The sequence below is a fragment of the Pseudomonas sp. GD04158 genome, from assembly GCF_029834875.1.
GTDB classification, from domain to species: Bacteria; Pseudomonadota; Gammaproteobacteria; order Pseudomonadales; family Pseudomonadaceae; genus Aquipseudomonas; species Aquipseudomonas hydrolytica.
The window spans coordinates 1-14,019 of the sequence record NZ_JAODYT010000047.1 but is presented as its reverse complement, the minus strand read 5'-3'; the positions used below and the strand labels follow the sequence as shown (position 1 = coordinate 14,019).

The following is a 14,019-nucleotide window of genomic DNA, read 5'->3' as shown; positions in this document are numbered from 1 at the left end:
TATTCAGCAACGCCCCGGGGTCACAATCCTATCTTCATTCGCCACAGGTGCCTCGTCGTGACCGCGAACAATCCCCTGCTGCAAGACTTCGACCTGCCGCCCTACTCGCAGATCAAACCGGAGCACGTCGAGCCCGCCGTCGACCAGATTCTGGCCGACAGCCGCGCCGCCATCGCCAAGCTGCTCGAGGCGCAGCAGGCCAACCCGAGCTGGGACGGTCTGGTGCTGGCGCTGGACGAACTGGGCGCACGCCTGGGCCGCGCCTGGAGTCCGGTGAGCCATCTCAACTCGGTGTGCAACAGCCCCGAGCTGCGCGCCGCCTACGAGGCCTGCCTGCCCAAGCTGTCCGAGTACTGGACCGAAATGGGCCAGAACAAGCCGCTGTTCCAGGCCTACGAGGCGCTGGCGCAGAGCCCGGCGGCCGCCGATTTCGACGTGGCGCAGAAGACCATCCTCGAACACGCCCTGCGTGATTTCCGCCTGTCCGGTATCGACCTGCCAGCCGAGCAGCAGAAGCGCTACGGCGAGATCCAGATGCGCCTGTCCGAGCTGACCAGCAAGTTCTCCAACCAGCTGCTCGACGCCACCCAGGCCTGGACCAAGCACATCACCGACGAAGCCGTGCTGAGCGGCCTGACCGACTCGGCCAAGGCGCAGATGAAGCAGGCCGCCGAGGCCAAGGGCCTGGACGGCTGGCTGATCACCCTGGAATTCCCCAGCTACTACGCGGTGATGACCTACGCCGACGACCGCGCCCTGCGCGAAGAGGTCTACGCCGCCTACTGCACCCGCGCCTCCGACCAGGGGCCGAACGCCGGGCTGAACGACAACGGCCCGCTGATGGCCGAGATTCTCGACCTGCGCCAGGAACTGGCGCGCCTGCTCGGCTTCGCCAACTACAGCGAACTGAGCCTGGCCAGCAAGATGGCCGAATCCACCGACCAGGTGCTGAGCTTCCTGCGCGACCTGGCGGTGCGCAGCAAACCCTTCGCCGAGCAGGACCTGGCCGAACTGAAAGCCTTCGCCGCCGAGCAGGGTCTGAATGACCTGCAAAGCTGGGACGTCGGCTACTACAGCGAGAAGCTGCGCCAGCAGCGCTACAGCATCTCCCAGGAAGAGGTGCGCGCCTGGTTCCCGGTGGACAAGGTGCTCAGCGGCCTGTTCGCCATCGTGCAGAAGCTCTACGGCATCGAGATTCGCGAGCTGAAAGGCTTCGACACCTGGCATCCGGACGTGCGCCTGTTCGAGATCACCGAGAACGGCCAGCACGTCGGGCGCTTCTTCTTCGACCTCTACGCCCGCGCCAACAAGCGCGGCGGCGCCTGGATGGACGGCGCCCGCGACAAGCGCCGCGACGCCCAGGGCAAGCTGATCGCCCCGGTGGCCAACCTGGTGTGCAACTTCACCCCGCCGGTCGGCGGCAAGCCGGCGCTGCTGACCCACGACGAGGTCACCACCCTGTTCCACGAATTCGGCCATGGCCTGCATCACCTGCTGACCCGCGTCGAGCACGCCGGCGCCTCGGGCATCAACGGCGTGGCCTGGGATGCAGTCGAGCTGCCGAGTCAGTTCATGGAGAACTGGTGCTGGGAGCCCGAAGGCCTGGCGCTGATCTCCGGCCACCATGAAACCGGCGAGGCGCTGCCGCAGGCCGTGCTGGACAAGATGCTGGCGGCGAAGAACTTCCAGTCCGGGCTGATGATGGTGCGTCAGCTGGAGTTCTCCCTGTTCGACTTCGAGCTGCACGCCAGCCACGGCGACGGCCGCAGCGTGCTGGACGTGCTCGAAGGCGTGCGCAATGAGGTCTCGGTACTGCGCCCGCCGGCCTACAACCGTTTCGCCAACGGCTTTGCGCACATCTTCGCCGGCGGCTATGCGGCCGGTTACTACAGCTACAAGTGGGCCGAAGTACTCAGCGCCGATGCCTTCTCCAAGTTCGAGGAAGAAGGCGTGTTCAACGCCGATACCGGCCGCGCCTTCCGCGAAGCGATCCTCGCCCGTGGCGGCTCGCAGGAGCCCATGGTGTTGTTCGTCGACTTCCGCGGTCGCGAGCCGAGCATCGACGCCCTGCTGCGCCACCTCGGCCTGAGCCAGGAGGCCGCATGAGCGATGCACCTGTGAACAGCACCCCGAAACGCTTCATCGCCGGCGCCGTGTGCCCGGCGTGCAGCGAGACCGACAGCATCAAGATGTGGAACGTCGACGGCGTGCCGCACCGCGAATGCGTCAAGTGCGGCTACGCCGACACCCTCGACGCACGCGGTAATTCGGTGCCCAAGGAGCTGCCGACCCGGGTTAACGTCAGCGGCCTCAAGCCCAAGGCGGCCGATCCCAATGTGCAGGCGGTGCAGTTCTTCCCCAATCCCAAATTGAAGAAACCCAGTGAGTAACGATGTAGGGGAATGCTTGGCACGCTGCCCCGGATTGCATCCGGGCTACACAACGGCCGCTCGGTAGTTCCGTAGGGTGGGTTAGCGGCGCAGAACGCCGATTTCGCAAGCGCCGATATAAGGTGGCGCGCTCGGATGGCCGCCCCACGTAACCCACCAGGCGATGGACGTTGCGCCGATGGTGGGTTACGCCGCAGCAGCCGCAGCGTTTTTCCCCCCCCCCCCCGCGACAAGCGGCTAATCCACCCTACGACTCGTGGCGATTGATGCAGGCGAGTTGCACCCACCTCGACCTTACTCGCGGAAAAACTCCCCAGGCGTTGCGCCGAACTGGCGGCGAAAGGCGGCGATAAAGGCCGATAACGAGTCGTAACCGCAGGCCAGCGCCACGTCGGTGACGCGCTCACCCTGCTCCAGCGGGGTCAGCGCATCGAGCAGGCGCTGGCGCTGGCGCCAGGCGCGGAAACTCAGGCCGGTTTCGCGCAGGAACAGCCGGCTCAGGGTCTTTTCCGAAACACCCAGGCGCTCGCCCCATTCGCCCAGGCCGAGCTGGCGCAGGCGCGCATCCTCCAGGCCCTGGCACACCGCGCGCAGCCGCGCGTCCTGCGGCAGCGGCAGCATCAGCGCCACTGCCGGCGCGGCCTGCAGCTCATCCAGCAACACCGCGGCCAGCCGGCCCGGCGCACCCTGTTCGTCGTATTCGATCGGCAGATCGCTGAAGCGGCGAATCAGCTCGCGCAGCAGCGGGCTGACCGCCAGCACCCGGCACTCCTCCGGCCCCCAGGGCACTGCACTGCCATCGATGTACAGGCTGCGCATCTCGGTGCGCGGCGAGCTGAACACGCGGTGCTCGACGCCAGCCGGTACCCACACCGCGCGCTGCGGCGGGGCGACGAAGCGGGCGCCGGCGGTCTGCACCTCGAGCACCCCGGCGATGGCATAGGAGAGCTGCACCCAAGGGTGGGTGTGGCGAAAGGTCAGCGCACGGTTGGTCAGCGACTCGACCCGGCCGTAGAGCGGTCGGGGCAGGCTGGGCAGCTCGGGCAGGCTGCGATGGACGGTATCCGGATGTCTGTTTGGCGACACTAGCTGACTCTTTGGCGTTAGTCGGAAGCTCTCGATGACGATAGTGTGGCGCCCTCCTGTATCGCAAGCCCGAGATTCGCCATGTTCCTGCGCCGCCTGCTGCCCGATGCCTTCACCCTGACCCTGCTCGCCGTGGTGCTGATCGCCACCCTGTTGCCCGCCAGTGGCCAGGTGGCGGTGGCCTTCGAGTGGATCACCAACCTGGCCATCGCTCTGCTGTTCTTCCTGCATGGCGCCAAGCTGTCGCGCGTGGCCATCCTGGCCGGCGCCGGGCATTGGCGCCTGCACCTGCTGGTGTTCACCTGCACCTTCGTACTCTTCCCCGTGCTCGGCCTGCTGCTCAAGCCGCTGCTGGCCCCGCTGATCGGCACCGAGCTGTATCTGGGCATGCTCTACCTGTGCGCCCTGCCGGCCACCGTGCAGTCGGCCATCGCCTTCACCTCGCTGGCGCGCGGCAACATCCCGGCGGCGATCTGCAGCGCGGCGGCCTCCAGCCTGCTCGGTATCTTCGTCACGCCACTGCTGGTGGCGCTGCTGATGGGCGTCGAGGGCGCCAACGGGTCGACCCTCGATGCCATCGGCAAGATCAGCCTGCAGCTGCTGCTGCCGTTCGTGCTCGGCCAGATCGCCCAGCGCTGGATCGGCGGTTGGGTCAACAAGAACAAGAGCTGGCTGAAGTACGTGGACCAGAGTTCGATCCTGCTGGTGGTCTACACCGCCTTCAGCGCCGCGGTGATCGGCGGCCTGTGGCAGGAAGTGCCACTGGTCACCCTGCTGGCTCTGGTGCTGGCCTGCTGCGTGCTGCTGGCCCTGGCGCTGCTGCTCACCCATCTGCTGGGCAAGTGGCTGGGCTTCAACCTGGAGGATCGCATCACCATCGTGTTCTGCGGCTCGAAGAAGAGCCTGGCCACCGGCGTGCCCATGGCCCAGGTGCTGTTCGCCGGCGGCAGCATCGGCCTGCTGATCCTGCCGCTGATGCTGTTCCACCAGATCCAGCTGATGGTCTGTGCGGTACTGGCTCAGCGCTATGCACGCCGCCCGGAGCAGGAAGCCGTCGACGGCCAGACCGCTTCCCGAGTTTGAGACGGCGCCCGGCCGGTCGAACGGCCGGGCACAAACCGACGACTGAACCAGGCGCGGGGCTGGCGTCCTGCTGCCAATCCAGATACTGTTCATGCATACAGTATTTCGGATCACACACATGCCAGCCCCTGTTCCGCCGCGCGGCCGCGGCACCGCCAGCAACCCGCACAACCGCTACGCACCGACCCGCTCGGTGGCGCAGGACGATGGCTGGTATCAGGAGGAAACCCCGCCCAGCCGGGCCACCGAGGTGCGGCGCGAGCTGGCGAAAACGGCCATCACCCGCAACAAGTCGCCGGACGTCGGCTTCGATCGCTCGGTCAATCCCTACCGCGGCTGTGAACATGGCTGCATCTACTGTTTCGCCCGCCCCAGCCATGCCTACTGGGACCTGTCGCCGGGCATCGACTTCGAGACCCGCCTGATCGCCAAGACCAACCTGGCCGACCGTCTCGAGGAACAGCTGCAGAAACCCGGCTACGTGCCGCAGCCCATCGCCCTGGGCATCAACACCGATGCATATCAGCCGATCGAGCGCGAACAGCGCCTGACCCGCCAGGCCCTGGAGATTCTGCTGCGCTACAGGCACCCGCTGCACATCATTACCAAGAGCTCGCTGATCCTGCGCGACCTCGACCTGCTCAGCGAGCTGGCCAGCCACAACCTGGTCAGCGTGGCCTTCAGCCTGACCACCCTGGACGACGAGCTGAAACGCATCATGGAGCCGCGTACCGCGGCGCCGGCCGCCCGCCTGCGCGCCATGCGCACGCTGCACGAAGCCGGGGTGCCGGTGAGCGTGATGTGCGCGCCGATGATCCCGATGATCAACGACATGGAGCTCGAACACCTGCTCGAAGCCGCGCGCGATGCCGGCGCGCGTTCGGCGGGCTACGTGCTGTTGCGCCTGCCGCTGGAGATCGCCGATCTGTTCGAGGAGTGGCTGCAGGCGCATTTCCCCGAGCGCGCCGAGCATGTGATGAGCCTGATCCGCCAGAGCCGCGGCGGCAGGAACTACGACAGCCGCTTCGGCAGCCGCATGCGTGGCGAGGGCCAGTTCGCCGATCTGCTGGCGCAGCGCTTTCGCCTGGCGCGCCGGCGCCTGCAGCTCGACCAGCGCGAGCCGCTGAGCCTGGACTGCTCGTTGTTCTGCCCGCCGGGCGCCCAGCTGAGCCTGTTGTAGCACCCGCACGTCGTCTCCGGGCGCGGCGGGCTTGGCGAGCCTGCGCGATGTGTTAAAACATCGCCACTCGAGGCACCGACCGGCGACGCTCATGACCCGTATCTCCCGTGCAGCAGACCCCTCCTACGAACTGATGGACGACCATGAGGGCCATTCGCTGATCTACCGTCAGCATGGTTTCCCCAGCCCGCTGGTGCGCTGGCATTTCCACAAGGAGTACGAGCTGCACCTGATCGTCGCCAGCTCGGGCAAGGTGTTCATCGGCGACTACATCGGCAACTTCTCGCCCAACACCCTGTTTCTCACCGGCCCCGGCCTGCCGCACAACTGGATCAGCCAGGTGGAGGACGGCGAGGTGGTGGAAACCCGCGACATGCTGGTCAACTTCACCGACGAGGTACTGGAACAGGGCTCGGCGGTGTTCGCCGAACTCAAGAGCCTGGCGCCGCTGCTGGCGCGCGCCCAGTTCGGCATCGAATTTCGCGATCCGCGGGTGATCCGCGAGGCCGGTCTGCTGCTGCGCAGGATCGCCGACAGCCGCGGCATCACCCGCCTCGGCCACTTCTTCATCCTGCTCGAACTGCTGGCCGCCAGCGAGGATTACCAGCTGCTCTCGGCCATGACCGCCGCGGACCTGGGCGACGAGCAGCACGTCGAGCGGATCAACCGCGCGGTGGACTACATCTTCCAGCACTACGCCCAGGATCTGTGCCAGGAGGAGGTCGCCGAACACCTGGGGATGACCCCCAGCTATTTCTCGCGCTTCTTCAAGCAGGCCACCGGCCGCGGCTTCGTCGAGTTCGTCAATCGCCTGCGGGTGAGCAAGTCCTGCGAACTGCTGAGCAAAAGCGAGAAGCCGGTCACCGAAGTGTGCTTCGAGTCCGGCTTCAGCAACATCTCCAACTTCAACCGGCGTTTCCAGCAACTCAAGGGCATGACGCCGTCGCGCTATCGCAAGCTGGTGGTGCAGCGCCTGACCGAGCAAAACCTGTACTAAATCGGCCATTCTCGTCTGCCACCAGCCGCGCGGCCCGCGCGCTGGCGCGGCCACCAGCCTCTCCGGCGGCAGCCTCTAGCACGGTCTAGCGCGCGCCTCCGCTGCCAGTTACGCCTTCTCCAGCCGCGCCTGCAAAGCACTTCGCCACCGGCAGAGCGAAGCATTGCCCAAGGCCCATCAGTGCAAAAAAGTATCGGTTTTTGTGCCCTCAAGCATTTGTCCGCACCGGCGTGCGGGGGTGTAATCCGGGCCGAGCGAAACAAAAACAATAACGTTCTTCCGCAGCCACAGCGCGCGGAAGAGGAGTTCAATGCCATGAACCACGCCGTCAAAGCACTCCTTGCAACCTCTTGCCTGTTCCTCGCCACGGGCGCCCACGGCGCCGAAACCCTGACCATCGCCACGGTCAACAACAGCGACATGATCCGCATGCAGCGGCTGGCCAAGACCTTCGAAGAGCAGAACCCCGACATCCGCCTGAAGTGGGTGGTGCTCGAGGAGAACGTGCTGCGCCAGCGTCTGACCACCGATATCGCCACCCAGGGCGGCCAGTTCGACGTGCTCACCATCGGCATGTACGAGGCGGCGCTGTGGGGCGAGAAGGGCTGGCTGGAGCCGATGACCGAACTGCCGGCCGACTACGACCTCGACGACGTCTTCCCCTCGGTGCGCGAGGGCCTGTCCGCCAAGGGCACGCTGTATGCCCTGCCGTTCTACGCCGAAGCCTCGATCACCTACTACCGCAAGGACCTGTTCGAGCAGGCCGGTCTGAACATGCCCGAGCAACCGACCTGGGAGCAGATGGCCGAGTTCGCCGCCAAGCTGCACCAGCCGGACAAGGGCCAGTACGGCCTGTGCCTGCGCGGCAAGGCCGGCTGGGGCGAGAACATGGCGCTTATCACCACCCTGGCCAACGCCCATGGCGCGCGCTGGTTCGACGAGCAGTGGCAGCCGGAATTCACCGGCAGCGAGTGGCAGAGCGCGCTGAACTTCTACGTCGACAACATGAAGAAATACGGCCCGCCCGGCGCCTCCAGCAACGGTTTCAACGAGAACCTGGCGCTGTTCAACAGCGGCAAGTGCGCGCTGTGGGTCGATGCCAGCGTGGCCGGCTCCTTCGTCACCGACACCTCGCAGAGCAAGGTCGCCGATGCCGTCGGCTTCACCTTCGCGCCGACCCAGGTCACCGACAAGGGCGCCTCCTGGCTGTACTCCTGGGCCCTGGCTATTCCCACCAGCTCCAAGTCCAAGGACGCCGCCAAGGCCTTCAGCGCCTGGGCCACCTCCAAGGCCTATGCCGAGCTGGTGGCCGAGCGCGATGGCGTGGCCAACGTGCCGCCAGGCACCCGCGCCTCGACCTACAGCGATGCCTACATGCAGGCCGCGCCGTTCGCCAAGGTCACCCTGGATTCGCTGCAGAAGGCCGACCCGGCCGACCCCAGCGCCAAGCCGGTGCCTTACGTGGGCATCCAGCTGGTGACCATTCCCGAGTTCCAGGCCATCGGCACCCAGGTCGGCAAGCTGTTCACCGCCGCATTGACCGGGCAGATGCAGCCACAGCAGGCGCTGCAGGCCGCGCAGCAGAGTACGACACGGGAAATGAAGCGTGCCGGGTATCCGAAGTAGCCATCTTGTAGGGTGGGCCGGGCGGCGTTCCGCTTTAGCCCACCGTTTCACCCTGACTTCGTGGTGGGCTGAAGCCCACCCTACGGGCTAAAGCGGAACGCCACCCCCATTCCGTTCTCGGAGGCATGATGAACTCTTCGGCCATCAATACTCCTGCTGCCGCGCAGGCCGGCACGCCGCTGGCGCGCAAGCCCCGGCGTCTGGCGCCGGGCTGGTTTCTGGTCAGCCCCTCGGTGGCCCTGCTGCTGATCTGGATGATCGTGCCGCTGGGCATGACCATCTACTTCTCGCTGATCCGCTACAACCTGCTCTACCCCGGCGAGAACGATTTCGTCGGTCTGGAGAACTTCGAATACTTCGTCACCGACGCCGCCTTTCTCTCCGGCGCCGGCAATACCGTGCTGCTGGTGGGCAGCGTGCTCCTGATCAGCGTGGTGTTCGGCGTGCTGATCTCGGCGCTGCTGGAGGCCAGCGAATTCTTCGGCCGCGGCATCGTGCGGGTGCTGCTGATCTCGCCGTTCTTCATCATGCCCACGGTCAGCGCGCTGCTGTGGAAGAACCTGATCTTCCATCCGGTATCGGGGATTCTCGCCGCCATCTGGCAGTTCTTCGGCGCCCAGCCGGTGGACTGGCTGGCGCACCACCCACTGTTCTCGATCATCCTGATCGTGTCCTGGCAGTGGCTGCCGTTCGCCATTCTGATTCTCATGACCGCCATGCAGTCGCTGGATCAGGAGCAGAAGGAAGCCGCGCGCCTCGATGGCGCCGGGCCCATCGCCATCTTCTGGCACCTGACCCTGCCGCACCTGGCGCGGCCGATTGCCGTGGTGGTGATGATCGAGACCATCTTCCTGCTCTCGGTGTTCGCCGAGATCTACACCACCACCAGCGGCGGCCCCGGCTACGAGTCGACCAACCTCGCCTACCTGATCTACACCCAGGCCCTGCTGCAGTTCGACGTCGGCATGGCTTCGGCCGGCGGGCTGATCGCGGTGGTCATCGCCAACATCGCCGCCATCGTGCTGATCCGCATGATCGGCAAGAACCTGACCGCGCGGCAGTGAGGAGCAGAGCATGCTGACCCTGAAACAGTCCCGGCGCCTGCACAGCCTGCTGATCGGCTCGCTGTGCTGGGCCATCGCCGCAGTGATCTTCTTCCCCATCCTGTGGATGCTGCTGACCAGCCTGAAGACCGAGATCGACGCCTTCGCCACGCCGCCGCAGTTCATCTTCATGCCGACGCTGGAGAACTACCTGCACATCAACGAGCGCAGCGACTACTTCGCCTTCGCCTGGAACTCGGTGCTGATCTCCTTCTCCGCGTCCCTGCTGGGCATGCTGCTGGCCGTGCCGGCCGCCTATTCCATGGCCTTCTTCGAGACGCGCCACACCAAGCGCACACTGCTGTGGATGCTGTCGACCAAGATGCTGCCGCCGGTGGGCGTGCTGGTGCCGGTGTACCTGCTGGCCAAGCAGTTCGGCCTGCTCGACTCGCGTCTGGTGCTGATCATCATCTACACCCTGATCAACCTGCCGATCCTGGTATGGATGGTGTACACCTACTTCAAGGACATCCCCGCGGAAATCCTCGAAGCGGCGCGCCTGGACGGCGCCAGCACCGGCCAGGAGATCGTCCGCGTGCTGCTGCCGATCGCCCGCGGCGGCCTGGCCTCGACCATGCTGCTGTCGCTGATCCTGTGCTGGAACGAGGCGTTCTGGTCGCTCAACCTGACCAGCTCCGCCGCCGCCCCGCTGACCGCGCTGGTGGCCTCCTACTCCAGCCCCGAGGGCCTGTTCTGGGCCAAGCTCTCCGCCGTCTCGACCCTGGCCTGCGCGCCCATCCTGATCTTCGGCTGGATCAGCCAAAAACAACTTGTCCGCGGCCTGTCCTTCGGCGCGGTGAAATAACGGGAGACCTTGCACATGGCCGATCTGAAGATCCGCAACCTGAGAAAAGGCTTCGATGGCACGGCGATCATCCAGGGCGTCGATCTGGATATCAGCGACCGCGAATTCGTGGTCTTCGTCGGCCCGTCCGGCTGTGGCAAATCCACCCTGCTGCGCCTGATCGCCGGCCTCGAGGAAGTCAGCAGCGGCCATATCGAACTCGACGGCCAGGACATCACCGACATGGCGCCGGCCAAACGCGACCTGGCCATGGTGTTCCAGACCTACGCGCTGTACCCGCACATGAGCGTGCGCAAGAACCTGTCCTTCGCCCTCGATCTGGCCCGGGTGAACAAGCAGGAAATCGCGGAGAAGGTCGCCAACGCCGCGCGCATCCTGCAGCTGGACGCTCTGCTCGAGCGCAAACCCAGGCAGCTCTCCGGCGGCCAGCGCCAGCGCGTGGCCATCGGCCGCGCCATCGTGCGCAACCCGAAGATCTTCCTGTTCGACGAGCCGCTGTCCAACCTCGACGCCGCCCTGCGCGTGCAGACCCGCCTGGAGCTGGCGCGGCTGCACAAGGAGCTGCAGGCCACCATGATCTACGTGACCCACGATCAGGTGGAGGCCATGACCCTGGCCGACAAGGTGGTGGTGCTCAATGGCGGGCGCGTCGAGCAGGTCGGCTCGCCGCTGGAGCTGTATCACCACCCGGCCAACCTGTTCGTCGCCGGCTTTCTCGGCACGCCGAAGATGGGCTTCCTGCGCGGCACCCTGAACAGGGTCGAGGCCGGCAGCTGCGACGTGCAGCTGGAATGCGGCACGCACCTGACGCTGCCGCAGTCCGCCGCCGGCCTCAGCATCGGCAGCAGCGTGACCCTTGGCGTGCGCCCGGAACACCTCAACGTGGTCAGCACCGGCGCGGGCCGCATGCAGGTGACCGCCGACGTCAGCGAGCGCCTGGGCAGCGACACCTTCTGCCATGTGCGCTGCACCTCGGGCGAGATGCTCACGGTGCGCGTGCGCGGCGACTTCGCCCCACGTTATGGCGATGCCCTGTCCCTGGATTTCGACACGGCGCACTGCCACCTCTTCGCCGCCGACGGCCGCGCCATCGGCAAACCACTGCAGCAGGCCGCCTGACGCCGCTCCATCACGGGATTTTCCAGATGAAACTCAATCGCCAGCAGCTTTCCCGGCTTGGCGGCGCCGTCGCGCTGCCGGCTTACAGCCCCGACGCGTTGCGCCAGGGCATCGTCCATATCGGCGTCGGCGGCTTTCACCGCGCCCACCAGGCGGCCTACACCGATGCCCTGATGAACCAGGGCGAGGCCCTCGACTGGGCCATCTGCGGGGTCGGCCTGCGCGCCGAAGACCGCGCCATGCGCGACGCCCTGGCCAGCCAGGATTACCTCTACACCCTGGTGGAACTGGGCGACGAGGCGAACCTGCCGGTGCGGGTGATCGGCGCGATCAGCGACATGCTGCTGGCCGAGGAGTCGCCGCAGGCGCTGATCGACAAGCTGGCCGACCCGGCCATTCGCATCGTCTCGCTGACCATCACCGAAGGCGGTTACTGCATCGACGACAGCACTGGCGAATTTCTTGCCGAGCTGCCGGTCATTGCCCACGACCTGCGCCGCCCCGAATCGCCGCAGAGCGTGTTCGGCTTTCTCTGCGCCGCCCTGGCCAAACGTCGTGCGGCCGGCATCCCGGCGTTCACTCTGATGTCCTGCGATAACCTGCCGCACAACGGCGATGTCACGCGCAAGGCGCTGCTGGCCTTCGCCCACCTGGCCGACCATGAGCTGGCCACCTGGATCGACCATCACGTGAGCTTCCCCAACGCCATGGTCGATCGCATCACGCCGATGACCAGCGCCGCTCACCGCCAGCAACTGGCCGAGCAGCACGGCGTCGAGGATGCCTGGCCGGTGGTCTGCGAGCCCTTCGTGCAATGGGTGGTCGAGGACAGGTTCGTCAGCGGCCGCCCGGCCTGGGAGCGGGTCGGCGTGCAGTTCACCGACGACGTCGCGCCCTACGAGGAGATGAAGATCAAGCTGCTCAACGGCAGCCACCTGGCGCTGACCTACCTGGGCTTTCTCAAAGGTTATCGCTTCGTCCACGAGACCCTGAACGACCCGCTGCTACGCCGCTACGTGCGCGACTTCATGGATCTGGACGTGACCCCGCAACTGGCGCCGGTGCCCGGCATCGACCTAAGCACCTACAAGGACACGCTGATCGAGCGTTTCTCCAACCAGGCCATCGCCGACCAGCTGGAACGGGTCTGCTCCGATGGTTCGTCGAAGTTTCCCAAGTTCATCGTGCCCACCCTCAACCGCCTGATCGAGGATGGCCGGCCGCTGGAGCGCGCGGCGCTGGTGGTCGCGGCCTGGGCGCTGTACCTCAAGGGCGTCGACGAGAACGGCGCGCACTACCGGATCGCCGATCCGCGCGCCGAGTTCTGTCAGGCCCTGGTGGCCGATGATGATCAGGTGCGCGAACGACTGCTGGGCGTCGAGGCGATCTTCGGCACCGCGATCCCGCAGTCGGCAGCCTTCGTCGCGGCGTTCGAGCTGTGCTACGACAGCCTGCGCAAGCTCGGCGTGACGCGCACCCTGCAGACCCTGCTGGGCGACTGAGGCATGTACCTCGGTATCGACTGCGGCACCCAGGGCACCAAGGCGCTGGTGCTGGACGCAGGCAGCGGCCAGGTGCGCGGCGCCGGCAGCGCCAGCCATACCCTGCTGAGCGCAGCCAATGGCCGCCGCGAACAGCAGCCGCAGCAGTGGCTGGAGGCCTTCGAGCAGGCGACCGCCCAGGCGCTGGCAGCCGCCGGCATCAGCGGCGAGCGGATTCTCGGCATTGGCGTGTCCGGCCAGCAGCATGGCCTGGTGCTGCTCGATGAACAGGGCGCGGTGCTGCGCCCGGCCAAGCTCTGGTGCGATACCGAGTCGAGCACCGAGAACCAGCGCCTGCTGGACCATCTCGGCGGCGAGGCCGGCTCGCTGCAGCGTCTGGGCGTGGCCATCGCGCCGGGCTACACGGTGTCCAAGCTGCTCTGGACCCAGGAGCAGCACCCGGATGTCTTCTCCCGCATCGCGCATATCCTGCTGCCGCACGATTACCTCAACCACTGGCTCACCGGCCGTGCCTGCAGCGAGTACGGCGACGCCTCCGGCACGGGTTATTTCAACGTGCGCACGCGCAGCTGGGACCGCGAGCTGCTGAACTTCATCGACTCCAGCGGGCGCCTTTGCGACGCGCTGCCAGAGCTGATCGAGTCGGATCAGCCAGTGGGTAGCCTCCGCCCGCAGATCGCCAGGCAGTTGGGCCTGAACCCGGATGCTGTGGTGGCCAGCGGCGGCGGCGACAACATGATGGGCGCCATCGGTACCGGCAATATCCGCCCCGGCGCGATCACCATGAGCATGGGCACCTCCGGCACGCTCTACGCCTACAGCGATCAGCCGACGGTCAGCCCGCATGCGCAGGTGGCCACCTTCTGCTCATCGAGCGGTGGCTGGCTGCCGCTGATCTGCACCATGAACCTGACCAATGCCAGCGGGCTGATCCAGCAGTTGCTGGTACTGGATATCCCCAGCTTCGACGCCCTGGTGGCGCAGGCGCCCATCGGCGCCGAGGGCCTGCTGTTGCTGCCGTTTTTCAACGGCGAACGGGTGCCGGCCCTGCCGAACGCACGCGCCAGTCTGCTGGGCATGGACAGCGACAACCTGACCCGCGCCAACCTGTGCCGGGCGGTGGTCGAG

The 14,019-nt window shown here is 66.4% G+C and carries 12 protein-coding genes; 11 read left to right on the top strand and 1 reads right to left on the bottom strand.

Annotated features, from left to right (window positions below):
• Positions 1-57 precede the first annotated feature (57 nt).
• Positions 58-2,106 carry an oligopeptidase A gene (gene prlC / locus N7333_RS16905; RefSeq protein WP_129483783.1) on the top strand — a complete coding sequence of 683 codons (2,049 nt, stop codon included), beginning with the start codon at positions 58-60 and terminating at the stop codon, positions 2,104-2,106.
• Complete coding sequence (locus N7333_RS16900) at positions 2,103-2,390, top strand: YheV family putative zinc ribbon protein (RefSeq protein ID WP_003241128.1); 288 nt, start codon at positions 2,103-2,105, stop codon at positions 2,388-2,390. Before prlC ends, N7333_RS16900 begins: the two co-directional genes overlap by 4 nt.
• Positions 2,391-2,684: 294 nt before the next feature.
• On the opposite strand, the gene N7333_RS16895 is transcribed toward N7333_RS16900, so the two are convergent.
• Positions 2,685-3,476: a helix-turn-helix transcriptional regulator gene (locus tag N7333_RS16895; RefSeq protein ID WP_129483784.1), complete on the bottom strand. Its 792-nt coding sequence runs from the start codon at positions 3,474-3,476 to the stop codon at positions 2,685-2,687.
• A gap of 81 nt (positions 3,477-3,557) precedes the next feature.
• On the opposite strand from N7333_RS16895, the gene N7333_RS16890 reads away from it, so the two are divergent.
• The 9 genes from N7333_RS16890 to xylB form a co-directional block, all read left to right on the top strand.
• Positions 3,558-4,559, top strand: coding sequence for a bile acid:sodium symporter family protein (locus N7333_RS16890; protein ID WP_003241132.1), 1,002 nt, complete (start codon positions 3,558-3,560; stop codon positions 4,557-4,559).
• Positions 4,560-4,677: 118 nt separating this feature from the next.
• Positions 4,678-5,739, top strand: a complete 1,062-nt coding sequence (locus N7333_RS16885; RefSeq protein WP_012020210.1) for a PA0069 family radical SAM protein — start codon at positions 4,678-4,680, stop codon at positions 5,737-5,739.
• A 91-nt stretch (positions 5,740-5,830) separates the two neighbouring features.
• The gene (locus N7333_RS16880; protein ID WP_003241137.1) at positions 5,831-6,736 is read left to right on the top strand and encodes an AraC family transcriptional regulator; all 906 of its coding nucleotides are present in this window, start codon (positions 5,831-5,833) and stop codon (positions 6,734-6,736) included.
• Positions 6,737-7,051: 315 nt separating this feature from the next.
• Entirely contained in the window at positions 7,052-8,362 is a 1,311-nt protein-coding gene (locus N7333_RS16875) for a sugar ABC transporter substrate-binding protein (protein ID WP_279859129.1), read from the top strand.
• 128 nt (positions 8,363-8,490) lie between these two features.
• Positions 8,491-9,426: a sugar ABC transporter permease gene (locus tag N7333_RS16870; protein WP_003241141.1), complete on the top strand. Its 936-nt coding sequence runs from the start codon at positions 8,491-8,493 to the stop codon at positions 9,424-9,426.
• A 10-nt stretch (positions 9,427-9,436) separates the two neighbouring features.
• Positions 9,437-10,270, top strand: coding sequence for a carbohydrate ABC transporter permease (locus tag N7333_RS16865; RefSeq protein ID WP_279859128.1), 834 nt, complete (start codon positions 9,437-9,439; stop codon positions 10,268-10,270).
• A 15-nt stretch (positions 10,271-10,285) separates the two neighbouring features.
• Complete coding sequence (gene ugpC, locus N7333_RS16860) at positions 10,286-11,389, top strand: sn-glycerol-3-phosphate ABC transporter ATP-binding protein UgpC (protein WP_279859127.1); 1,104 nt, start codon at positions 10,286-10,288, stop codon at positions 11,387-11,389.
• Between the two features lie 26 nt (positions 11,390-11,415).
• Positions 11,416-12,891 carry a mannitol dehydrogenase family protein gene (locus tag N7333_RS16855; protein WP_279859126.1) on the top strand — a complete coding sequence of 492 codons (1,476 nt, stop codon included), beginning with the start codon at positions 11,416-11,418 and terminating at the stop codon, positions 12,889-12,891.
• A 3-nt stretch (positions 12,892-12,894) separates the two neighbouring features.
• Positions 12,895-14,019 (top strand): xylulokinase (xylB, locus tag N7333_RS16850; protein WP_279859125.1); only part of this gene is annotated, 1,125 nt, incomplete at its 3' end.

Bases quoted from the DNA above. Each gene is read 5' to 3' on its own strand.
- N7333_RS16880 (WP_003241137.1), top strand. From the start codon at position 5,831: ATGACCCGTATCTCCCGTGCAGCAGACCCCTCCTACGAACTGATGGAC.
- N7333_RS16875 (WP_279859129.1), top strand. From the start codon at position 7,052: ATGAACCACGCCGTCAAAGCACTCCTTGCAACCTCTTGCCTGTTCCTC.
- N7333_RS16885 (WP_012020210.1), top strand. From the start codon at position 4,678: ATGCCAGCCCCTGTTCCGCCGCGCGGCCGCGGCACCGCCAGCAACCCG.
- N7333_RS16870 (WP_003241141.1), top strand. From the start codon at position 8,491: ATGAACTCTTCGGCCATCAATACTCCTGCTGCCGCGCAGGCCGGCACG.
- N7333_RS16865 (WP_279859128.1), top strand. From the start codon at position 9,437: ATGCTGACCCTGAAACAGTCCCGGCGCCTGCACAGCCTGCTGATCGGC.
- N7333_RS16890 (WP_003241132.1), top strand. From the start codon at position 3,558: ATGTTCCTGCGCCGCCTGCTGCCCGATGCCTTCACCCTGACCCTGCTC.
- ugpC (WP_279859127.1), top strand. From the start codon at position 10,286: ATGGCCGATCTGAAGATCCGCAACCTGAGAAAAGGCTTCGATGGCACG.
- N7333_RS16855 (WP_279859126.1), top strand. From the start codon at position 11,416: ATGAAACTCAATCGCCAGCAGCTTTCCCGGCTTGGCGGCGCCGTCGCG.
- N7333_RS16900 (WP_003241128.1), top strand. From the start codon at position 2,103: ATGAGCGATGCACCTGTGAACAGCACCCCGAAACGCTTCATCGCCGGC.